Here is a 22246-nt window from a genome sequence, read left to right on the forward strand (position 1 = left end):
AACGAGCGCCCATATCATTCATCACCTCGGTAGGCACATTTTCCGTATTCACTTATCTTAACATAGTTAGGTTTTTTCCCGCCCACCTACTTACAACAAAGAGGTTATAACAAACGAGCAGGTAATGAAAATTTGATAATTTATGGAACTGTCACAACTGGAAGTATTTGGCAATTTTTAAAATTATAAGGGCAATCTATCCAGATTGACTTAAGTGAATATTATCTTAAAGATGTCAATAAAATTTTAGGAATTTTAGCTAGTGGTGTCCTTTAAAAAATTATAATCAACAATCTCACGCCCAGACACCAAAACACAAAGAAAAACTTTGCACCTTCGAGCCTCAGCGTGAGATTTTTAAATTATTACTCAATCGCCCACCTTACTTTAACCATCGGGCCGCATCTTTGGCATGATAAGTCAAAATTAAGTCTGCGCCAGCGCGTTTAAATCCAGTTAAAGTTTCCATGACTACTCGCTCTTCATCAATCCAACCGTTGAGAGCCGCAGCTTTCACCATCGCATACTCACCAGAAACATTGTAAGCCGCAACGGGTAAGTTACTCGCTTCCTTCACGCGCCAGATAATGTCCATGTATGCCAAAGCTGGCTTAACCATGAGCATATCAGCACCTTCAGCGATATCCAATTCAATCTCTTTAATTGCTTCGCGGGCATTACCTGGATCCATTTGGTAAGTTCTTCTATCCCCAAATTGCGGTGTCGAGTCTGCCGCATCTCGAAACGGGCCATAGTAACCCGAAGCATATTTAGCAGCATAAGACAAAATCGGCGTATCTTGAAATCCTGCTTCATCCAAACCTACACGAATTGCCTGCACAAACCCATCCATCATCCCGGAAGGCGCGATGATATCGGCACCGGCTTTGGCTTGAGAAACGGCTGTTTTCTTCAACAATTCTAAAGTTGGGTCATTTAAAACTCGTCCTGTTAAATCACCAACTTGCAGATAACCACAATGACCGTGGCTAGTGTACTCACATAAACAAGTATCAGCAATTACAATCAAATCTGGCACTGCTGCTTTTACCGCCGTTGCTGCTTTTTGAACGATACCGCAATCATGCCAAGCGCCAGTGGCATCTACATCTTTATCAGCCGGAATACCAAATAAAATAATAGAAGGAATTCCTAAGTCATAAACTTCTTTTGCCTCTTCAACTATTTTATCTACCGAAAGTTGGTAGACTCCGGGCATCGATTTTACCTCATTAGCAATTCCTTCACCCGGTACAGCAAATAATGGGTAGATAAAATCGCTTGTTGTCAAAACAGTTTCACGAACCATCCGGCGCAGTTGGGGATGAGTACGCAGACGACGGGGGCGATGTATAGGAAACATAAAATTTTATGAAGAAAAACAACGCAAATGGACACAAAATAAAGCGTCACAAAAGCAGGCTAAAATTTTCCTGCCGTCAGACAGACTACAAACAGTGCTTAACTGTCCTTTGCCCTACTCTTAATCAAGTTGTAGGGCAATTTTGTATTCTACAGCTTGGTTGCACCTATCCGACGGACTGGAAAAAAAACAACATAAGCAATTCAAAATTCAAAATCGTAAGACCCTATGTTGGTAAAATCCTGGCGATTGGTTGTGTGCAAACTCAAGGCACAACAGCTTAATAAAAATAACTGACAATTCCCAATGCCCAATGATAATTTCTTCTAAAAAACTCGAAAAATGTAGGGATAACGAAAAGGTATATCAGGATTGCTGAAAACTCCGATGAGCGCCCAAATTGTTAACCCCCAGTGTAATAGATATCCCAGACCGGCTATTGGGCCTAGTAATAATAGAGGTAAGACTAACCAACCAAATAAAAAAAACAGCGCCCCTAAAATTGCGCCATAAAGCCAGACATTAAAGTGGAAATTGATGGATTCTTTGGCGTTTTCTTTAACAACAAGATCGTCAGATACGAGCAGTATGGCAATAGGTATACCTACAGATACCACTGTTGTGCTGAAAAAAATGGCTCCATGAGACAAGGCAGATAGAAGCTTTCGCTTGTCTGTGTCGTACATTGCTTTCTCCTATTTAATCAGATTGTTGGTTATACTACGACCCTATCACGAGCATCGTTGTCTTAAGATTAAAAGACTTGCCAGAGTCAAAAAAAATTAAGCTAGCTCACAAACAAATACATTTATGTCTACTGAACTTCAGTCTGAACTTATTCAAGCGGTTGAACTTCGCCGCAACTTTGCGATTATATCTCACCCTGATGCGGGTAAAACTACACTAACAGAAAAGCTACTGCTGTACGGAGGTGCAATTCACGAAGCTGGGGCCGTCAAAGCGCGACGGGCACAGCGTAAAGCTACCTCTGACTGGATGGCAATGGAACAACAACGGGGCATTTCCATTACCTCCACAGTGTTGCAATTTGAATACAAGAACTGTCAAATAAATTTATTAGACACTCCCGGACACCAAGATTTCAGTGAAGATACTTATCGCACTCTCGCCGCCGCCGATAATGCAGTGATGTTAATTGATGCGGCAAAAGGTTTGGAACCCCAAACCCGCAAATTATTTGAAGTGTGTAAGTTGCGGGGTATCCCGATTTTTACATTTATCAACAAGCTCGATCGCCCAGGAAGGGAACCTCTGGAACTGTTGGATGAAATTGAGCAAGAATTGGGATTGCAAACTTATGCGGTCAACTGGCCCATTGGCATGGGCGATCGCTTTAAAGGTGTTTTTGATCGACACAAACAACAAATTCACCTGTTTGAACGCAGTGCCCACGGCAGCCGAGAAGCCCGTGATACGATAGTGGAATTAGGCGATCCAAGAATAGAAGAACAGCTACAACAAGATCTCTACTACCAACTGAAAAATGATTTAGAACTCTTAGAAGGAGTTGGCCCGGAGTTAGATTTGCAATTGGTACACGAAGGGAAAATGACACCTGTGTTCTTTGGTAGCGCCATGACTAACTTTGGGGTAGAGTTATTCCTCAAGTACTTTCTCGACTATGCCCTCAAACCCGGTTCTCATCACAGTAGTGTGGGCGAAGTCGCTCCTACCTACCCGGAATTTTCAGGGTTTGTCTTTAAACTGCAAGCGAACATGGATCCGAAACATCGCGATCGCGTTGCATTTATCCGGGTCTGTACTGGTAAGTTTGAAAAAGATATGATGGTGAATCACGCCCGCATTGGTAAACTTATCCGTCTGTCTCGCCCGCAAAAACTCTTTGCTCAAGAGCGGGAATCGATTGATGTGGCTTATCCTGGCGATGTGATTGGTTTGAACAATCCCGGTGTTTTTGCGATCGGGGATACAATTTACACGGGACAAAAGCTCGAATATGAAGGGATTCCGTATTTCTCGCCAGAACTGTTTGCATCTTTGAGGAATCCCAACCCCTCGAAATCTAAACAATTCCAAAAAGGCGTTGCGGAATTGCGAGAAGAAGGTGCTGTGCAAATTATGTATTCAACTGATGAAGCCAAGCGCGATCCAATTTTGGCGGCGGTGGGTCAGTTGCAATTCGAGGTAGTACAGTTTCGCTTACAAAATGAGTATGGTGTAGAAACCATATTAGATTTATTACCCTACAGTGTCGCCCGTTGGGTTGAGGGTGGTTGGGAAGCATTAGAAAAAGTGGGACGGATATTCAATACCACTACAGTTAAAGACAGTATGGGACGACCAGTGTTGCTATTCCGTAATGAATGGAATTGTCAACAGTTGCTGGGCGACCATCCAGAGTTAAAATTAAGCGCGATCGCTCCAGTATTTTCTAGTCAACAACCAGTGGAAGAATGAAGAAGAATCCAGAATACAGAATCTAGAATTCAGTTGAGTCTTCATCTGAATTTTGACGGAGGCGGAGCGTCTCCGGCTCTGCTCCGGAATTCTTTCTCGATTAATTCACTTAGACAAGCAAAACTTGAGCGCGGTTGATTTCCACGGCATCCGAGGTTCGCGCTTTTGCACAAACGTGGATCATTTAGAAGAGATTGGAGTGCCAGAATTTGTATGCCTTCACATGCCAAACCGTCTTTGGAGGCTGGTTTAGTTGCCCTTAAACAGGGAAATTACCAAACAGCGATCGCCCAACTAGAACCTATTGCTAGCAGCCATAATGGTACTGCTAGCTTACAAGCCCAAGTTGGTTTAGTGATGGCTTATGCTCGCACTGGCGAAGTTCCCAAAGCGATCGCTATTTCCCAAAATCTCATTGAGAGTAACAATCCACAAGTTCAAGAGTGGGCAACACGCGCTCTCGAACACCTAACAAAACGTAAAAAACCCGAGCGACAATCAAAAAATGTCGAAACTGGATTTGTTGCTTTTGAGAATTCAACCCCAAATTCAACCCCAAATTCAACCCCAAATTCAATCCCAATAACTCCTACATTAGAGGAAAAGCCAGAAGATCGAGTCATAGAAACCAAAAGCGACGACACCCCGGACACCCCAGCGATGGTGCCACTAACTAGACTCAAAGCTACAGTAGCGACACCATTACCACAACCTGCTACACCCCTAAGCGGCTTCATGGGTTCTGTTACCCGCACCCAAGCTAAATTATTCGGCGTTATTTATTGGCGGCAAGCACAACGTGCCAGAGCATGGCAACCACTACGCAAACCAAAATTAATTCCCTTGCGACTACTGTCAGCAGGAACATTTATCGCCCTGTTTTGGGTGATGCGAGAAATCCTTAAGTTCGGAATGGGATTAATCAACCAAACTTTAGTCAAACTACCTTATTTAGAGCCATTACAGCTTTTATACCGCGACCCTACTAAGTTGTTGCTGATAGTATTGGCGATCTTAATGGCAGCATCACCTTGGTTGCTAGATATGCTACTGGCAAAGTTGTATGGTCAGCGAGAATTTCCTAAAGATGTATTGAATGCACATAGCCGTGAAGCCGTCAGGGTACTTCAACGTTGCAGTCAACAGCGCCACTGGCCGTTACCCAAATTACGAATTTTACCAATGGCTGCACCAATCATCCTGACCTACGGTATTTTACCACGTAATGCCAGGATTGTTGTGAGTCAAGGGCTATTAGAGCAACTAGCAGATGATGAAATCGCCACTATCTACGCCACGCAGCTAGGGCATATTGCTCACTGGGATTTTGCTGTGATGTCTTTGTTGCTGCTGGTAACACTACCAATCCATAAGCTATATCAGCAAGTGTCACAGTTGGGAGACAAGATATCAGGCAAAATTTGGCGCTGGCCGGTGACGATTCTAGCTAGTATAGTTTATGGAATTTGGTGTTTGCTGACTGGGACTGGATTGTGGTTGTCGCGGTTGCGACTTTATTATAGCGATCGCGTCGCAGCTGAAATTACTGGTAATCCCAACGCCCTAATTCGGGCTTTACTCAAAATTGCTATTGGCATTGCAGCTGATATCCAAAAACAGGAAGAGACAAGTTGGCAACTAGAAAGCTTAAATCTCCTGATACCAGTCAGCCACCAACAAAGCCTTGCGTTGGGCACTATTGCTAGCAATTTATCTTTTGAATCATTTTTGAAGTGGGATACTGCCAATCCCTATCGACGATGGTTTACGATTAATAATAGTCATCCTTTGATGGGCGATCGCATCGAACGCCTCTGCCAAATCGCCCGTCACTGGCATCTAGACACTGAACTACATTTTGCAAGCGAACCATCAAAGGTGAAGCGTCAGTCTTTCTTATTACAAATTGCTCCCTGGTTGGGAATTCCTTTAGGGGTTCTGTTTGCAGCTTTGGTCTGGCTAACGTGGCAACTAGCATTCACACTCAAGTTTTTAAATCTAAAGTGGATATATGAAGATTGGTCTTTCATTACAGGCTGCCTTCTAATTGGCTTTAGCATCGGTACAGTAATGCGGATTAATTCTTTTTTCCCCGATATTAAACCCACTACTGTGCAAACTGACGACTACCTGCCCAACCTCTTAGCTGACCCTTCTGCCTTACCTATTGATAGCGTCAGCGTGCGTCTGGTGGGCAAACTATTAGGCCGTCAAGGCACTAGCAACTCCCTAGCGCAAGATTTAATCTTTCAATCCAGCGCGGGTTTGGTGAAATTGCACCACATTTCTTGGTTAGGACAGTCAATTAATCACCAGGATCTCATTGGTCGCCAAATTATCGTCACAGGTTGGTTCCGCCGAGGAGCAACGCCTTGGATCGATATCCAAACTCTGGAAACCCAAAGTGGTAAAACCATTTATAGCCCTCATCCCATCTGGTCTATTTTTTTAGCAGTTGCAGCACAGGCTTGGGGCGCATACGTTTTTCTCACTGGTTAGTCATTGGTTATTTGCAAAAGACAAAAAACAACTGACAAATGAAAAACCAAAATGTAAACAAAAGTTGCAGGTTTTCTTTCAAAGTGTTACATTTATTTACACATACAATAGCAGCCAACATAATTCAGCACTACAGCTTAGTTAAAGACTCGGATGCTTTCCACCCCCCCATACCTTTTTATCCTCCCAACACAGCAGGAAATCAACCAGCCACCGGCTGGTTTTTGTTTCAAAACATGCTCCCTTGAATCAAAAAATGTGTTTTATGTTACGATGCAGTAATACTAACGTCGGAAATGTATGCGCTAAACTAGCTACGTAGAAAATACCGTGGTAATGTAAGGAATGGTATTTGATTCTGCGAAAAAGGCATGGAAGAAAGCGTGTACTTTAGCAGGCAATAGGCTATTAAATTTACAATTCTTAGAATTAAGGTGTTATTAGCTCACCATAGTGTGGGCCTTTGGATTAAACAAGCTTGATCCCGACGAAAAACTGTATTGTATAAGTTGACAGTTTCGAGCAAAAAAATTGGTTGATGGCAGTCTTGGCCAATAGCATCTATTTAAAAGCCAAAGCCAAGTAATTGTTTTCTCGCCTTGCCATGTTCATTTAACTCTGGAGGTATAGTTCATGTCCGTTCGCCTATATATAGGTAATTTGCCTAAAGAAGAAATCGACCGTCAGGATCTGCAAGCAGTTTTTGCAGCAGAAGGTGAAGCTGTAACTACTAAATTAATTAAAGACCGCAAAACTGGCAAATGCCGTGGTTTTGGTTTTCTTACCGTCAACAATGACGAACAAGCTGACGAAATCATTGAAAAGTATAATGGTCAAATGTTTAAAGACACTGCTATTAAACTAGAAAAGGCATTACCTCGCACAAAGGGTGAAGAGGGCGACGAGCAAGCTCCAAAACCAGTTAGTCTTAATGCTAGTAGTACACCTACACCTACTCCTAATAGAGAAGGTAGCCGTCGTGAGAAAAGCTCTAAGAAGCCTCGTCGGGGCGGCGGTTCTCGCGAAAACAGCACAACAACAACAACCGATTCAGACGCTATTCGTCCAGATCCTCGTTGGGCTTCGGAATTAGAAAAGCTGAAGCAGATGCTAGCTGCACAAACTACGAATTAATCCTTAAGGCAGAGAAATTAAAAATTAAAAGTCAGAATTTTTTTTGATTTTTAATTTTTAATTGTTGACAATCGCCTAGCTGCTTAGTTAAAAGCTACTTGCAGCTATTTTTGTAAGTGTATACTGATACAACATAAAATGTATAGAGTTAGTGTTAAAGACTGTTTATAAAAAAATTAAGTTTTTGTAATTGGACGGATTAAAAACCTAACTGAATATGAATGCGATGCCTATGACGGGCTGCGCCCACGCAGGAATTATCTGGATTTGACGAGTTATATTCAGTAATGGCTAGTTTTCATACTGATAAGAGAACCAGAGGCGCATAGGCGCAGCCCACTGTAGGCATCGCTCTCAAGATAATTTTAATTTACACTCAAGGTAAGACCGATCGTTTGCAGCTTCTGTTATGTCCTCAACTCTAGATTCTTTGCCACCTGCGCTGGCTAAAATTGTCCAGCGCTTTCAACGCGCTTCCGAACCGAAGCGGCGCTACGAACAGCTAATCTGGTATGCTCAGAAGCTCAATGAGTTCCCAGAAGCTGATAAGTTACCTGACAATAAAGTTCCTGGTTGCGTGTCGCAAGTTTATATCACAGCAACCTTGGATGACGGTAAAGTTGTGTTTCAGGGCGAGTCTGATTCTCAGTTAACTAAAGGTTTAGTAGGGCTGCTAGTTGAAGGATTGCAGGGACTAACGCCAACTGAGATTGTCCAACTTACCCCAGATTTTATTCAAGAAACAGGTTTAAATGTTAGCCTGACACCTTCCCGCGCTAATGGATTTTACAACATTTTTAAAACCATGCAAAAAAAAGCGTTGGAATGTAAGTTAGATTTACCTAGCTAAACTTGGTTATTAGTCATTGGTCATTGGTCATTGCTCATTTGCAAAGGACAAAGGACAACTGACAAATGACTAATAACGTAAAATTACCAAAATTTAGTCTTATGCCAACAAATTTATTATCTACCTCTACTACTACTGGTTTTGGTGGAATAGTTCAAGAATATCTCTGGAATTGGGAAAATCAGCAATTGCGCGTTGTTTATGAAACTCTCGGTAAAGGTTCACCGCTATTGCTATTACCATCTTTCAGCAGTGTCTCGACACGTTCGGAAGTAGGCGAACTTGCCAAATTACTAGCTCCCAATTTTCAAGTTGTAGCCGTAGACTGGCCTGGTTTTGGTGAATCTTCTCGCCCTAGCTTGAATTACCGACCGGAAATATATCAGCACTTTCTGGAAGATTTTGTCAAAGCTGTTTTTAATACTCCTATTACTGTGGTGGCGGCTGGCCATGCTGCTAGTTACGTTTTGCAATTAGCTGTGAAGCAGGCTGCTTTCTCAAAGATTGTATTATTAGCTCCTACTTGGCGTGGCCCTTTACCGACAATGGGAGCAAGTCAGCAAATAGCCGGCATTGTCAGAGGATTGGTGCGATCGCCTATACTTGGTCAAGCTCTCTACAAACTCAACACTACCCAATCTTTCTTAGGTTTCATCTACCGTCGTCATGTTTTTACTGATGCGGCTAACATTACACCCAGTTTCATCGAGAATAAATGGCACACGACTCAACAACCAGGAGCGCGATTTGCATCTGCTGCCTTTGTAACTGGTAATCTTGATGCTGTACGCGAACAGTCAGATTTTTTGGAACTTGTGCAGTCTTTAACCATACCGCTCATGGTAGTAATTGGGGAATCTAGCCCCCCCAAATCACGAGAAGAAATGAACGCTTTGGTAGCCTTACCAGGTGTGAGAAGCGTTGTCATACCTGGTTCTCTGGGACTGCATGAAGAATACCCAGCAGTTGTTTTAGAAGCAGTTCAAGATTTTTTGTTCTCTCCATAAAATTACCTCACCTTTTTTTCTCCATTTGGAACGCCTCTAGGTGGGATAAAAACATTGCAACCGATAAGTCAGGCATTAACTCTTTCTCCGTCTGCTCCCTCTCACCTTCTTGAGTTAGAATGATTATGAGTATCATTCTCTAATACTCATACTAAAGTCGTAGAGAAACCCAGTGGTGTAATAAACCAAAAATTTGACTGCAATAGACGCAGATGCTTACCCTGTTTGAGTTACTCGCTTTTTTGATCGGGTAGTGTTTCTTGAAACCACCACGCTTTTTCATATAAGTACAATTTTTATTTGGAATGATGATTATCATGTATATTTAGCAAATATATTCATAGGAATAACGATTTCAGTTTCAATAAACATATTGCATTAGTCTGATGAGCATAATACTTACTGAATAATTTATTAAATAATAAATATGGATAAAAACTTAATTACAGCACTTCCGGCTATTATGCAATACAGTTTTCCTCTTGCCCCTCTCAGATCATAGTTTTCAGCTTTGAAGATGTACCTCATAGCCGCCGGAAGTGCTGTATAGATGTTGGTGTTCACACAGGTGAGGATACCGAGTTTTATCTCAAAAAAGGATTTCGAGTTATTGGTATCGAAGCTAACCCTGATATTTATGAGAATACTAAGAAAAAATTACGTGCATACATAGAAACTGGTCAGCTTGTTCTACTGAATGTTGCTGTATCATCTCAAAATCAATCAGTTACTTTTTACGTCAACTTGGACAAAAGTTTCTGGAGTACAACTTCATTAGATTTTGTGCGTCGAAATGAATTTTTTGGTACAAGTTCTACTGCCATAACTGTAGAAGGACGTACATTTGAAAATATTTTACAGGAGTTTGGCATCCCCTATTATCTCAAAGTTGATATTGAAGGTGCTGATATATTATGCTTACAGGCTTTACACAAGTTTGACACTAAACCTCAGTTTCTATCTATAGAATCTACAAAGACATCATGGAATGAACTGTTAACGGAATTAACTATCTTAAAAGAACTTGGTTATAAAAAATTCAAAGCTATCAACCAAAAAGACGTACATAAGCAAGTCTGTCCATTTCCAGCCAAAGAAGGTAAATATATAAAACATCAGTTTGAAGACAGTGCTAATGGAGTTTTTGGAGAAGAAACACCAGGTAATTGGCTATCTGAAACTGAAGTATTAAAAGTCTATAAATATGTTTTTTTACAATATAGATTATTTGAATCAAACGGGTTTTTCAACCAATTTTCTTTAGGAAAGATGCTTTTAGATAAACTCCAATTGAAACTTGCTTGGTACGATACTCATGCTAGTCTTTGACCTTTATAGGACAAGGAGAAAATCCTTTGCTAATCGCCTAGTTATCTTCGATGACACCTAGGCATTATTCACATCTTTTTTCTTAACAAAAAAGTAAAATTTTGTGAACTAGAGATAGCAGTAGTTTCAGTGATTGAAGTCAGGAATTGAGAAACAGGCGATCGCCATCCGTGAAAGCACAAAAACTTATTTATATAGGTGATTGATAAACTGAGTTTATCAAATTCGATCTAAAGGCTCAACTAAAATCAGATAGTTAGCTCAAGCCAGTTTTGGAAAAAATAAATAATATGTTAAGTAATATAGTTTTTCACACAAAAATTAACTATGACAGGTATCTAACTCGTTGCAATACCTTCTGTACGAGAAGCTACGCCAAGGGTGAGCTTTTCTTCTCCTGTCGGAGACGCTAATCCAGAACTTTTCGGTCTACTGAAAATAAAATACTTCTCTATTAAAGTATGTGATGATTTTGCTGAAAGCCAAAAGAATCGCAAATTCGCACAAAAATATAAAAAGATTTATCATAGGCGATAATGATTATCCATAAGGTAAGACAAGGGGAATTTAGAGTATGGTGGCTGACGTAATCAACAATTCAGTTCCCGTTACTGTTCTTACAGGCTATTTGGGAGCAGGTAAAACGACTTTACTCAATCACATCCTCACCTACGAACACGGCAAAAAAGTTGCTGTGATTGTCAATGAATTTGGGGAAGTGGGTATTGATAATCAATTGATTATCGATGCAGATGAAGAAATTTTTGAAATGAATAATGGCTGTATCTGTTGCACAGTCCGCGGTGATTTAATTCGCATCATTGGCAATTTGATGAAGCGGCGCGATAAATTTGACCATTTAGTAATTGAAACAACTGGATTAGCCGATCCTGCACCAGTGATTCAGACATTTTTTGTAGATGAAGATTTGCAAAGCCAACTGTCTCTAGATGCGGTGGTGACAGTCGTAGATGCCAAGCATATTTGGCAGCATTGGGATGCAGACGAAGCCCAAGAACAGATTGCTTTTGCCGATGTAATTTTACTTAATAAAACAGACTTGGTAGCGCCAGAAGAGTTAGATGAATTAGAAAAACGGATTCGGGCGATGAATGCGATCGCAAAAATCTACCGGACTCAAAATTCTGAACTAGGAATGGATGCTTTATTAGGTGTAAAAGCCTTTGATTTAGATCGTGCATTAGAGATCGATCCAGATTTTTTAGGCGAAGATGCCCACGTACACGATGAAACAGTCTTTTCTGTAGCTTTAGTAGAAGCGGGTGCAGTCGATGGAGAAAAATTAAACGCTTGGCTTTCGGAGTTACTGCGTACCCAAGGCCCAGATATTTTTCGGATGAAAGGCATTTTAAATATTGCTGGAGAAGATAATCGATTTGTATTCCAAGGAGTACACATGATATTCGATGGCAAACCCGATCGCCCCTGGAAACCCAGCGAAACTCCCAAAAACGAACTAGTTTTCATCGGTCGCAACCTTGATGCAGCCCAACTCAAGCAAGATTTTCTCGCCTGTCTAATTTAAAAGAGGATTGCGGACTGGGAATTGGGGATTGATAATAATTCCTAGTCCCCAGTCACGAGTACCCAGTCACGAGTACCCAGTACCCAAGAAATATGAACTCTACAACTAAATCTAAGGAATTTGAACAACACTATTCGGGGACACTTTCAGATTATGTAACTGCGATCGCTTGGTTGCCACAAGGTCAAACTTTAGCAGCAACTTCCGCCGCCGGGGAAGTTGTTTTGTGGAATGATGGCGAACTTACAACCTTACAAACTGGTAACGGTAAATCAGTAGACTGTCTTGCATTTTCGCCCGATGGAAAATTTTTAGCCGTTGGCGGACAAGATGGACAGGTGAAAATTTGGCAGAATACGGAATTAATCGCCACACTGGAAAATGCCCCCGCATGGGTTGACAAGCTAGCTTGGAATTACACCAGTAACCAACTGGCTTTTAGTTTGGGGCGTTACGTCCAAGTCTGGGATGCAGATACTCATGAAATTGTCGTGACGCTAAATTTCGACAACTCTTCAGTGTTGGGTATAGATTGGCGCATTGACGGAGAATACTTAGCGATTAGTGGTTATAAGGGAATCAAAATTTGGCATAGTCAAAACTGGGATGAAGAACCATACAACCTAGATATGACCACTGTCAGTTTAGCAATGGCTTGGTCGCCCGATGGCAAATACCTGGCTTCTGGCAACATGGATCGTAGTGTCACCGTTTTGGAATGGAATAATCCCGACCCTTGGGTAATGCGTGGCTTCCCTGGTAAAATTCGCCAATTGGCATGGTCAGAAGCTATCACTAAAGTTGGTGCGCCAATACTCGCATCTTCTAGCGTTGAAGGGATTGTGGTGTGGGAGAAGCTAGAGGATGATACTTTAGGTTGGGAAGCACGAGTATTAACAAATCATGTTGGTGTAATCAATGCGATCGCTTTTGCACCAAAAAGCTTCCTTCTCGCTTCTGCTGCTGCTGACGGCTGGTTGTGTTTGTGGAACCAAGCTAAGGAAGTATCCCAAATTATCACAGGTGTTTCAGGAGGTTTTTCAGCCTTAGCTTGGCATCCCCAAGGTAAGTTACTAGCCGCAGGCGGTGAGCAAGGCGAATTGGTTATTTGGTCAAAGGTTTTGCGGGGTCAAGGATTTGGGCGCAGCTAAAATAATTGGTAATTCGTAATTTTTGGGTTTAATTACCCTTGTCCCAAAAGGAGAGGCTAAGTCCAAGTCAAAGTAAGTGGGCGGGAAAATTTATAACTATGTAACGAAAGTTTGACCAAAACGATTAGATTCAAATTTTACACACAAATTCCTAATCTGGCAGCACCCAACTTGATTCAAGCATCTCATCCGATTAGCGATCGAGTTGGTTGCAATTGTGCAAACTGTGTTCAGTCTAGATTTTGCAGCCCCATCGCAATTTTACTATGTTTCTCAATTTGCCTCATTACTTGTTTAGCTCGTTGAATAACCACTGCTGGTAAACCCGCCAATCTTCCCGCCTCAATTCCGTAAGACTTATCAGCGCCTCCCGGTTGGACTTGGTGCAAAAAAATAATTTGGTCGGGTAATTCTTTCACCGTCACTTGATAATTAGCCACATTCGGCAAAATACTAGCTAATTCATTCAATTCATGGTAATGAGTAGCAAAAATTGTTCGCGCCCGAATATCCACTGCGATATATTCCGCCACCGCCCAAGCTATGGAAAGACCATCAAATGTTGCCGTTCCCCGACCAATTTCGTCTAATAACACCAGTGACCTAGATGTGGCATGGTTGAGAATATTCGCCGTTTCATTCATTTCCACCATGAATGTAGATTGACCAGTTGCAAGATCGTCTACTGCACCTACACGGGTAAAAATGCGATCGCATATTCCCAATCTAGCAAAGTTAGCTGGTACAAAACTACCAATCTGCGCCATTAACTGAATCAATCCCACCTGACGCAAATAACAACTTTTGCCACTGGCGTTTGGCCCAGTAAGGATAATTAAATCGGGATTGTCATTTGTTATTTGTCCTTGGTCATTTCTCATTTGTTCTTGGTCATCTGCTAATGATAAATGACTAATGACTAATGACTCTTCACCCAATTGCGTTGAATTCGGCACAAACAAACCCGCAGGTAAAGACTGTTCCACCACCGGATGACGGCCATCAACAATATTTATCTCCCTTCCTGGTAACATTTCTGGACGACAATAACCTTGATGCACGGCTAACTCAGCTAAACCACACAGCACATCAGCCGCCGCTACTGCACGAGATAGATTACGAATTACTTCCGCCTCTTGTGCTACCTCTTCCCGCAACGCTGTAAAAATTTCATATTCCAACTGATTTAAATCATCCCGCGCCGTGAGAATCCTGGCTTCTCGTTCCTTCAAATCTGGGGTGATGTAACGTTCCTCATTGGTTAGAGTTTGCTTGCGGATGTAATTAGCAGGTACTTGGTCAGCTTTGTTGCGGGAAATACTGATATAATAACCAAAAGTTTTGTTAAATCCTACCTTCAGTGTCGAAATTCCTGTCTTAGCTCTCTCATCAACTTCTAAGTTGGCAATCCATTGCTGGTCTGCTTCTACAGTTGCCTTCCTCTCATCCAACAGGGGATTTACACTAGGACGAATTAATCCGCCTTCTTTGATTAGTATGGGTGGCGACTCCACAAGGTGCGTGTGTAACTTTTGTGCCAATTCTTCCAACACACTTGGGACTTTCTGCAAAGCTTTGAGAAAGGGAGAACGCGCTTCAGTTACTAAGTGGGATAATTCTGGTAAACGTGAGAGAGAATCTGCCAAAGCTACTAAATCTCTAGCATTAGCTGTACCAGAACCTGCCCTTCCTGTGAGGCGTTCTAGATCATAAATTTGCCGCAACAACTGTCGTAAATCTTGACGCAGTGGCGTATTTTCCATCAATTCTTGGATAGTATCAAGACGTGCCCGAATCCCTTTAATATCGAGTAGTGGTTGCAATAACCACCGCCGCAAAGCTCGCCCACCCATCGCTGTACTAGTTCTATCTAATGACCAGAGTAGGGAACCGTGAAAAGTTCCATCTCGGACAGTTTGGGTAATTTCCAGATTACGGCGGGTTTGATTGTCAACAATCAAGTAGTCGGTGACAGTGTAGCTGCGGAGTCTTTGGAGGGGAACTGTGTTTTCTTTTTGGGTATCTTCTAGGTATTCTAGAAGACCGCCAGCCGCACGAACGGCGAGAGGGAAACGATCGCAACCGAGTCCTTCGAGCGATCGCACCTTAAATTTCTGCAATAATCTAGGTCTAGCTTCGCCTTGGGAAAATGGAACTTGCGATCGCAAACTATAGCAAAATGATGGTGGCAAACACTCCGGCAGGTGGGGCGAGGTTTCTCCTGGACGCAGCAAACTACCCAAATCAGGCGCATTTGTGGGAACTAACACCTCTGAAGGTTGCAAGCGCATTAATTCCTGTGTCAAATGTTCTAAATCACTGCCTTGAGTCGTGAGGAATTCCCCTGTGGAGATGTCTGCATAAGCTAAACCCCAATGATTTGCGGCAATTACTACTGCTGCTAGGTAATTATTGCGACTTGATTTGAGCATTCCTTCTTCTAGCAACGTGCCAGGAGTTAGAATGCGCGTTACTTCCCGCCGCACCAATCTCCCAGCAGCTTCTGAAGCATCTTCCACTTGGTCGCAAATTACCACTGCATAGCCTTTTTCTACCAACATTGTGGTATAGCGTTCCCAAGCGTGATGCGGAACACCAGACATCGCTACTCTTCCCTGTTCCCCAGCTTGCTTGCTAGTGAGGACTAATTCTAATTCTTGCGCTAGCTTAACAGCATCTTGAAAATAACATTCAAAGAAATCTCCCACCCGATACAGCAACACCGCGTGAGGATATTTATCCTTCGTCTCGACATAGTGCAGGTACATTTGACTTAGCTTACTGCGATCCACCTGGTGATGGTCAGAAATAAAAGTACTTGCGTCGGGTTTGGTAGATGGAGTTTCAGAGTGAGAAGCGGTCATAGATGCTATTGAGTTACGCGCGGAAATTCCCCAATATCCGATGATAGCTTGATGTTCGAGATGAATTGCGATCGCTCAAGGAGATTTTACCTTTTTGTTCGGCTGCTTCGCCGTGTAGGTGTTTGTGGTGCAGGTGGTTCTTGTGATTTTAGCTTATCATCATCAGTCAGAAACTCTACATGGAAACCCTTTTGGTGATAGTGCCAACCCAAGATTACAATACTGGCATCACCCATAGAAGTCTTTTCTACAGCTTGATTGGGGAATTTAGCCGCTAAATTTTTGAGTGCTACTGCCTCCCAAAGCACAATCTGTTCGCTAAAAGCCGCCCAAGGAGTCGTTTCGTCAGCAGCATAAGCTATGATTTCGGCAAATTTTTTAGCTGCTATAAGTTTATTCTCTGAATTTGCTGTTTTAGCCTGTGCAATGTGATTACCTGTTTCTATAACAGCAGCTAAAGGAAGTACCAATGTTGTTGATTCGGCAATTTCGGCTTCAATTGTCTGATTTACACGCTCAAAATTCCATTCATCACTACCAGCAGTTTCTCTACCTGGAACTTTTAACCAAACGCATAAAAGCGATGTATCGATGAGTAACACCTTTCTCATGTTAGTGACTATTCATTATGAGAAAGGCTTCTTTCAATTGCACCCTTCGTTGTCATATCACCTAAAGAATATGATGCGAACAATTTAGAAAAATTATCAATATCTTCTAAAAGAGTAAGTTTGCTTTCTCCAGTTTCAGAATCACGGTGTGCAACAACCACAAAAGGAACTATTTCTGGGCCTAAAGCATCGAGTAAAGCTGGGTTATGCGTAGTTAGGAAAATATCAATTTTTCGTTTACTGCCAATTTCCCGTAGTATTTTTACCAGCAATTCTGCACGTGAAGGATGAAGACCATTATCTATTTCTTCAATTACTATTTGACTACCTTCTGGTCGAGTAAGTAATGCTGTGAGAATTCCTATAAAACGCAGAGTCCCATCTGACATAGTTTTGGCATCAATGGCCGTTGGATGTTGACCAAGTTTCCATTGTTCTTGACAATAGAGCATTGCCTCAGTTCTAAATCTGCCCACTTTTTCTGCCCATACCTTTTGACTATTACCTTCTGGTAAATCTTTGACGTAGGTAGATAGGGTTGATTCTACTTCTGTTTTCCGTTCATCAGATAATGTTGCTAGCACACCTGCAATATTAGATGCATCACTTTCAAAAGTGTCAGATAACCGTGAGTAATCACGCATTTTTGAAGGTACAGGATTGAGAATTAATATATTTTCTAGCTTTGAAATTACACAATCTTTAATTTTTTGTTTAAAAGTTGCATATTCATTATATATATTTTTAAATTCTTCGGTTTGGGTGTCTATTTCTATAGGACTGTTATTATTTAAATTCTTTTTAAATTTCATTATTTCATTTATATTTATAGGAGAATTTACTTCTTTCAATCCGCTTCTAGTTGGAAAATGCCAACTTCTAGTATTGACTTTATTTAAATAATTAGGGGGGGAATCTCCACTTAATATTTGAGGCTCGATATATTCTTCTATAACTAGAATTTCAGGAATTGTTTGAATTTTTATAACATATAAGTAATCAGTTTTTTCATCTTCGGCCGCAACTAACGCTTTTAATGTAAATTCTTTTTCTGGCTTAAGTGCAGCCCATTCTACACCACCACGAATAGATGAAAGTATTTTATCTCCGGCTAAAGCCGCTTCAATATTCTCACCTCGTGCTATTCTTTGCAAGAATTCTAAAGCTTCAACCACATTAGATTTACCACTTGCATTTGTACCAATGAGAACAGTCAACGAATCAAGTGGAAGCTCGGCATAACGGAAACTTTTCCAATTTTCAAGAATGAGTTGCTTAAGCACGATCAACTCCAAAAATGCTAAAATCTTAATTTTTACTATATACTCTCGATAGCAACTTAGGGTGTAACTCGCAAATTTGAATACACCTTTAAAATTTTACTTACCCAATCATTCTTCACGAGAAACTCCAGCTTCTCGCAATACCCGCGATAAGAGATCCACACTAATATCACCTTCATGAGGATTGGTAATAGTTACAGTAACATCACCTTGCCGCATTTCTGGATGCTTACCTCCTGCATAGGGCCCTTCAAAACCCAACTATTGCAGATGTTTTACTAAATCACGCCAATAAATAGGGGTTAATCTCGACATTTTTATACAGGTTTTGTCAGTTCATTGAGGTTGATACCAACGATTACAGGAATCGTTAACCCCAAATGTAACCGTAGCGCTAGCCAGCTCACTTAAAGCTTCTCGCAATTCCCGCCTATATCCTTCTAAAGTTTGATAATTTGCCCAGACTCCTTGTAAGCTTGGAATTTTACCCCAATAAGTTTGATCCTCTTCAACGATCTCATAAACCGCTAGTTCCATTGCTTGGTCAATGTAGCTCGCCAGCATAGCAATTAAAAATATTCAGTATCTACTTAAATTTAGCTTCTATAAGTGGCGATCGCTCTCCTATTAAAAGATAAATCTAAATAGGATTTGGGAATGGGGATTGGGGACTAGTGATTGTTTTTTCACCCACTCCCCAGTCTCCACTCCCTTTTTAGTAAAGAATTGTAATCCAAAATCCAAAATCCAAACCCCAAAATTCGCATGAGTCCCTGACTACGGTAGTCTAGATGAGAGTGAATTATCGCCTCTTTTGATATATTGTTTTATGACTTCAGTAGTTTCTAGTCCCCCACGCACTATTCGGATCGGCTCGCGCAAAAGCCAACTTGCTCTGGTTCAAACCTACTGGGTACAAGAGCAACTCAAGAAAAGCTTTCCTGACATCACTTTTGAAGTCCACACCATGTCTACCCAAGGCGATAAAATCTTGGATGTAGCATTAGCTAAGATTGGCGATAAAGGACTTTTTACTAAAGAACTTGAAGTTGGAATGCTCAATAAAGAGATTGACTTCGCGGTTCATTCTCTCAAGGATCTGCCGACTCACTTACCAGAAGGGTTAACGTTAGCAGCAATCACTGAACGGGAAAACCCAGCCGATGCATTAGTGGTACATGAAAAGCATAAAGATAAACAAATCGATACGTTACCAGAAGGTGCGGTGATTGGTACATCTTCTCTAAGACGTTTAGCACAGTTACGCCATCACTTCCCGCATTTTGCATTTAAGGATGTGCGGGGAAACTTGATTACACGGTTGGCAAAACTGGATGCAGGCGAATACGATGCCTTAATTTTGGCAGCCGCAGGATTAGAGAGATTGGGAATGGGCGATCGCGTTCATCAAATCTTACCCAAAGAAATCTCCCTCCACGCCGTTGGACAAGGTGCTTTAGGGATAGAATGTCGTGCTGATGATAGTGAAGTGCTATCTCTACTCAAAGCAATTGAACATCCCGAAACACGCGATCGCTGTCTCGCCGAACGCTCTTTTTTACGGTCTCTAGAGGGCGGATGTCAAGTACCTATCGGTGTAAATACAGATATATCTGGTGAGAATTTGACCTTAACCGGGATAGTCGCCAGTGTAGATGGTCAAAAGTTCGTCAAAGATACTGTCACCGGACTTGCCAATAACGCCGAAGCACTAGGCACAGAACTAGCAGAACTGTTGCGACAACAGGGAGCGCAAGAAATTTTATCAGAAATTTTTGCGGTGATTCAACGCGGTTCTTAAACAATTAGGCAAGCCGATGTGATTAGATAAGAATTGATCGCCGTTGCACTGATGTGCCAGACGCGACTTGTTGCGTTGGTCGGAATTGATCGTAGAGTTAATTTGACAATATAGACTCAGGGAAGCAAAAATTACCATGCGGATTCTATTTGTTGCAGCAGAAGCAGCACCCATTGCCAAAGTAGGAGGAATGGGTGATGTTGTCGGGGCATTACCCAAATTTCTGAGAGAAATGGGGCATGATGTGCGGATATTCTTGCCTTACTACGGCTTCCTGCCAGACAAAATGGAAATTCCCCAAGAACCCATCTGGTGGGGAGATGCCATGTTCCAGCACTTTGCAGTATATGAAAGTGTTCTGCCTGGTACTGATGTTCCCTTGTACTTATTTGGACATCCGGCCTTCATGCCGCGCCGCATCTATTCTGGAGATGATGAAGATTGGCGGTTCACATTGTTTTCTAATGGTGCAGCCGAGTTTGCCTGGAATTACTGGAAGCCAGATATTATCCATTGTCACGATTGGCATACAGGGATGATTCCGGTGTGGATGCATCAAGATCCTGATATCACCACAGTGTTTACCATCCATAACCTAGCTTATCAAGGGCCGTGGCGTTGGTATTTAGAGAAAATTACTTGGTGTCCCTGGTATATGCAAGGACACAACGTCATGGCGGCGGCTGTACAATTTGCCAACAAGGTAAATACAGTTTCACCCACTTATGCCGAGCAAATCAAGACACCTACTTACGGTGAAACATTAGAAGGTTTGCTGTCTTTTATTAGCGGTAAATTATCTGGGATTATCAATGGTATTGATACTGAGGTATATAACCCAGAAAATGACAAATATATTGAGCAAACCTTTACTGCTGATACTTTAGAAAAACGCAAAGCCAATAAAATTGCTTTGCAACAAGAATTAGGATTAGAAGTTAATTCCAAAGCCTTTTTTATTGGGATTGTAACCCGATTAGTGGAACAAAAAGGTATTGATTTGATATTACAAATCCTCGATCGCTTCCTTTCTTATACAGATGCACAGTTGGTTTTGCTGGGGACAGGCGATCGCTACTATGAAACTCAGATGTGGGAATTAGCATCCCGCTTTCCCGGACGCATGGCAACTTATCTACTGTATAACGATGCCCTGTCTCGCCGCATTTACGCTGGTACTGATGCTTTCTTAATGCCTAGTCGTTTTGAACCATGTGGTATTAGTCAAATGATGTCTTTACGCTACGGTTCTGTCCCTATTGTGCGCCGCACAGGTGGATTAGTTGACACCGTAAGCCATTACGACCCGGAAAATGCCGCAGGTACCGGTTATTGCTTCGATCGCTATGAACCGCTAGACCTTTTCACTTGTATGATCCGAGCTTGGGAAGGTTTCCGTTTCAAACCGCAATGGCAAGAACTACAAAAACGGGGCATGAGTGAAGACTTTAGTTGGTATCAATCTGCCAAAGAGTATGTGAAGTTGTACAGGTCTATTTTCGGTTTGCCAGAAGAAGAAGAGAAGACAGCAGAACCAGAGTTAGTTTTAAACGAAGCAGTCACCAGTAGTAAGTCATGAACCGCCACTAGAGGCGTACAGATGTACGCTTCTATTCCTAACTCCTAATAAGCCAAGTAGCTAGTTTATGTATTCAGGCGATGCAAAACTTTTCGGTCTACTGAAATTGAAATCTGGTTTGCTATTGTACTTCATGAACCTGCAATCTGCTGTAAGGAGGCCTCTTTATGGTTAGTGAACGCGAGAAGATGTTGGCGGGGGAGCTGTACGACAAACTTGACCCTGAACTAGTCCACGCCCGCGATCGGGCGCGAGACTTGTGTCAAGACCTCAATGCCATCCGCTTTTCCCAACAGGAGGAGCGTCAGCGCATCCTCCAAGAGCTGTTGGGCACGGGAGGTGAGGACGTATGGATACAGCCGCCATTCTTCTGCGACTACGGGTTCAACATACTGATCGGGAAAAAGTGCTTCTTCAACTTTAACTGCGTCGTGCTTGATGTCTGCCAGGTCAAAATCGGAGATTACACATTGTTTGGCCCAGGGGTGCAGATATATACTGCCATCCACCCGCTCAACATGGAGCTGCGCCGTCAGCAGGAGTTTGGCAAATCGGTTGAGATCGGATCTGACGTGTGGGTTGGCGGTGGGGCTATTATATGTCCGGGCGTGAGGATTGGCTCTGGGTGCGTCATCGGCGCAGGCAGCGTAGTCACCCGGGACATTCCGACCGGGGTGTTAGCCGTCGGCAACCCCTGCCGTGTCATCCGGGAAATAACAGAGTAGGTGTAACAGTTTTTGTGTCAAAAAACTCCTTCTGATGTTGTTTCACTACAGAATATACTATTTTG

Annotated in this window: 18 protein-coding genes; 11 read left to right on the forward strand and 7 right to left on the reverse strand. The window is 42.1% G+C overall.

The window, feature by feature from the left end:
- Positions 1 to 382 precede the first annotated feature (382 nt).
- Together hemB and V7K42_RS15360 are read right to left on the reverse strand one after the other, a co-directional pair.
- Positions 383 to 1363 (reverse strand): porphobilinogen synthase, encoded by a 981-nt coding sequence (hemB, locus tag V7K42_RS15355; RefSeq protein WP_334917473.1) that lies wholly within the window; start codon positions 1361 to 1363, stop codon positions 383 to 385.
- A gap of 326 nt (positions 1364 to 1689) precedes the next feature.
- On the reverse strand, positions 1690 to 2049 hold the full coding sequence (locus V7K42_RS15360) for a DUF4870 domain-containing protein (protein ID WP_334917475.1): 360 nt from the start codon (positions 2047 to 2049) through the stop codon (positions 1690 to 1692).
- A gap of 124 nt (positions 2050 to 2173) precedes the next feature.
- On the opposite strand from V7K42_RS15360, the gene prfC reads away from it, so the two are divergent.
- The 8 genes from prfC to V7K42_RS15400 all read left to right on the forward strand — a co-directional run bounded on the left by prfC (position 2174) and on the right by V7K42_RS15400 (position 13318).
- Complete coding sequence (prfC, locus tag V7K42_RS15365; RefSeq protein WP_334917477.1) at positions 2174 to 3802, forward strand: peptide chain release factor 3; 1629 nt, start codon at positions 2174 to 2176, stop codon at positions 3800 to 3802.
- Positions 3803 to 4015: 213 nt separating this feature from the next.
- A complete protein-coding gene (locus V7K42_RS15370; RefSeq protein WP_334917478.1) occupies positions 4016 to 6301 on the forward strand; it encodes a M48 family metalloprotease in 2286 nt (761 codons plus the stop codon).
- A 633-nt stretch (positions 6302 to 6934) separates the two neighbouring features.
- Entirely contained in the window at positions 6935 to 7435 is a 501-nt protein-coding gene (locus V7K42_RS15375; RefSeq protein ID WP_334917479.1) for an RNA recognition motif domain-containing protein, read from the forward strand.
- 409 nt (positions 7436 to 7844) lie between these two features.
- Positions 7845 to 8285 carry a SufE family protein gene (locus tag V7K42_RS15380; RefSeq protein ID WP_334917481.1) on the forward strand — a complete coding sequence of 147 codons (441 nt, stop codon included), beginning with the start codon at positions 7845 to 7847 and terminating at the stop codon, positions 8283 to 8285.
- Positions 8286 to 8386: 101 nt separating this feature from the next.
- Positions 8387 to 9292, forward strand: coding sequence for an alpha/beta fold hydrolase (locus V7K42_RS15385; RefSeq protein WP_334917554.1), 906 nt, complete (start codon positions 8387 to 8389; stop codon positions 9290 to 9292).
- Between the two features lie 546 nt (positions 9293 to 9838).
- Positions 9839 to 10621, forward strand: a complete 783-nt coding sequence (locus V7K42_RS15390; protein WP_334917556.1) for an FkbM family methyltransferase — start codon at positions 9839 to 9841, stop codon at positions 10619 to 10621.
- 574 nt (positions 10622 to 11195) lie between these two features.
- Positions 11196 to 12167 carry a CobW family GTP-binding protein gene (locus V7K42_RS15395; RefSeq protein ID WP_334917483.1) on the forward strand — a complete coding sequence of 324 codons (972 nt, stop codon included), beginning with the start codon at positions 11196 to 11198 and terminating at the stop codon, positions 12165 to 12167.
- 92 nt (positions 12168 to 12259) lie between these two features.
- Positions 12260 to 13318 (forward strand): WD40 repeat domain-containing protein, encoded by a 1059-nt coding sequence (locus V7K42_RS15400; RefSeq protein WP_334917485.1) that lies wholly within the window; start codon positions 12260 to 12262, stop codon positions 13316 to 13318.
- A gap of 230 nt (positions 13319 to 13548) precedes the next feature.
- Here V7K42_RS15400 and mutS read toward each other — a convergent pair whose 3' ends face one another.
- The 5 genes from mutS to V7K42_RS15425 all read right to left on the reverse strand — a co-directional run bounded on the left by mutS (position 13549) and on the right by V7K42_RS15425 (position 18640).
- Entirely contained in the window at positions 13549 to 16182 is a 2634-nt protein-coding gene (gene mutS / locus V7K42_RS15405) for a DNA mismatch repair protein MutS (protein ID WP_334917487.1), read from the reverse strand.
- An 86-nt stretch (positions 16183 to 16268) separates the two neighbouring features.
- Positions 16269 to 16793 (reverse strand): hypothetical protein, encoded by a 525-nt coding sequence (locus V7K42_RS15410; protein WP_334917489.1) that lies wholly within the window; start codon positions 16791 to 16793, stop codon positions 16269 to 16271.
- An 8-nt stretch (positions 16794 to 16801) separates the two neighbouring features.
- On the reverse strand, positions 16802 to 18076 hold the full coding sequence (locus tag V7K42_RS15415; RefSeq protein WP_334917490.1) for an AAA family ATPase: 1275 nt from the start codon (positions 18074 to 18076) through the stop codon (positions 16802 to 16804).
- Between the two features lie 108 nt (positions 18077 to 18184).
- A complete protein-coding gene (locus tag V7K42_RS15420) occupies positions 18185 to 18337 on the reverse strand; it encodes a type II toxin-antitoxin system HicA family toxin (protein WP_334917492.1) in 153 nt (50 codons plus the stop codon).
- 75 nt (positions 18338 to 18412) lie between these two features.
- Positions 18413 to 18640, reverse strand: a complete 228-nt coding sequence (locus tag V7K42_RS15425) for a type II toxin-antitoxin system HicB family antitoxin (RefSeq protein WP_334917494.1) — start codon at positions 18638 to 18640, stop codon at positions 18413 to 18415.
- Between the two features lie 265 nt (positions 18641 to 18905).
- Between V7K42_RS15425 and hemC the strand changes: the two genes are divergently transcribed.
- The 3 genes from hemC (at position 18906) to V7K42_RS15440 (ending at position 22181) form a co-directional block, all read left to right on the forward strand.
- Entirely contained in the window at positions 18906 to 19877 is a 972-nt protein-coding gene (hemC, locus tag V7K42_RS15430) for a hydroxymethylbilane synthase (RefSeq protein WP_334917496.1), read from the forward strand.
- Positions 19878 to 20013: 136 nt separating this feature from the next.
- On the forward strand, positions 20014 to 21456 hold the full coding sequence (glgA, locus tag V7K42_RS15435; RefSeq protein ID WP_334917498.1) for a glycogen synthase GlgA: 1443 nt from the start codon (positions 20014 to 20016) through the stop codon (positions 21454 to 21456).
- Between the two features lie 167 nt (positions 21457 to 21623).
- A complete protein-coding gene (locus tag V7K42_RS15440) occupies positions 21624 to 22181 on the forward strand; it encodes a sugar O-acetyltransferase (protein WP_334917500.1) in 558 nt (185 codons plus the stop codon).
- Positions 22182 to 22246 lie beyond the last annotated feature (65 nt).

Origin of the sequence: Nostoc sp., from assembly GCF_036917455.1 — a bacterium.
In the GTDB taxonomy this organism is placed as follows: domain Bacteria; phylum Cyanobacteriota; class Cyanobacteriia; order Cyanobacteriales; family Nostocaceae; genus Nostoc.

Coding starts and splice junctions, on each gene's coding strand:
- hemB (WP_334917473.1), bottom strand. CDS start 1,363: ATGTTTCCTATACATCGCCCCCGTCGTCTGCGTACTCATCCCCAACTG.
- V7K42_RS15360 (WP_334917475.1), bottom strand. CDS start 2,049: ATGTACGACACAGACAAGCGAAAGCTTCTATCTGCCTTGTCTCATGGA.
- prfC (WP_334917477.1), top strand. CDS start 2,174: ATGTCTACTGAACTTCAGTCTGAACTTATTCAAGCGGTTGAACTTCGC.
- V7K42_RS15370 (WP_334917478.1), top strand. CDS start 4,016: ATGCCTTCACATGCCAAACCGTCTTTGGAGGCTGGTTTAGTTGCCCTT.
- V7K42_RS15375 (WP_334917479.1), top strand. CDS start 6,935: ATGTCCGTTCGCCTATATATAGGTAATTTGCCTAAAGAAGAAATCGAC.
- V7K42_RS15380 (WP_334917481.1), top strand. CDS start 7,845: ATGTCCTCAACTCTAGATTCTTTGCCACCTGCGCTGGCTAAAATTGTC.
- V7K42_RS15385 (WP_334917554.1), top strand. CDS start 8,387: ATGCCAACAAATTTATTATCTACCTCTACTACTACTGGTTTTGGTGGA.
- V7K42_RS15395 (WP_334917483.1), top strand. CDS start 11,196: ATGGTGGCTGACGTAATCAACAATTCAGTTCCCGTTACTGTTCTTACA.
- V7K42_RS15400 (WP_334917485.1), top strand. CDS start 12,260: ATGAACTCTACAACTAAATCTAAGGAATTTGAACAACACTATTCGGGG.
- mutS (WP_334917487.1), bottom strand. CDS start 16,182: ATGACCGCTTCTCACTCTGAAACTCCATCTACCAAACCCGACGCAAGT.
- V7K42_RS15410 (WP_334917489.1), bottom strand. CDS start 16,793: ATGAGAAAGGTGTTACTCATCGATACATCGCTTTTATGCGTTTGGTTA.
- V7K42_RS15425 (WP_334917494.1), bottom strand. CDS start 18,640: ATGCTGGCGAGCTACATTGACCAAGCAATGGAACTAGCGGTTTATGAG.
- hemC (WP_334917496.1), top strand. CDS start 18,906: ATGACTTCAGTAGTTTCTAGTCCCCCACGCACTATTCGGATCGGCTCG.
- glgA (WP_334917498.1), top strand. CDS start 20,014: ATGCGGATTCTATTTGTTGCAGCAGAAGCAGCACCCATTGCCAAAGTA.
- V7K42_RS15440 (WP_334917500.1), top strand. CDS start 21,624: ATGGTTAGTGAACGCGAGAAGATGTTGGCGGGGGAGCTGTACGACAAA.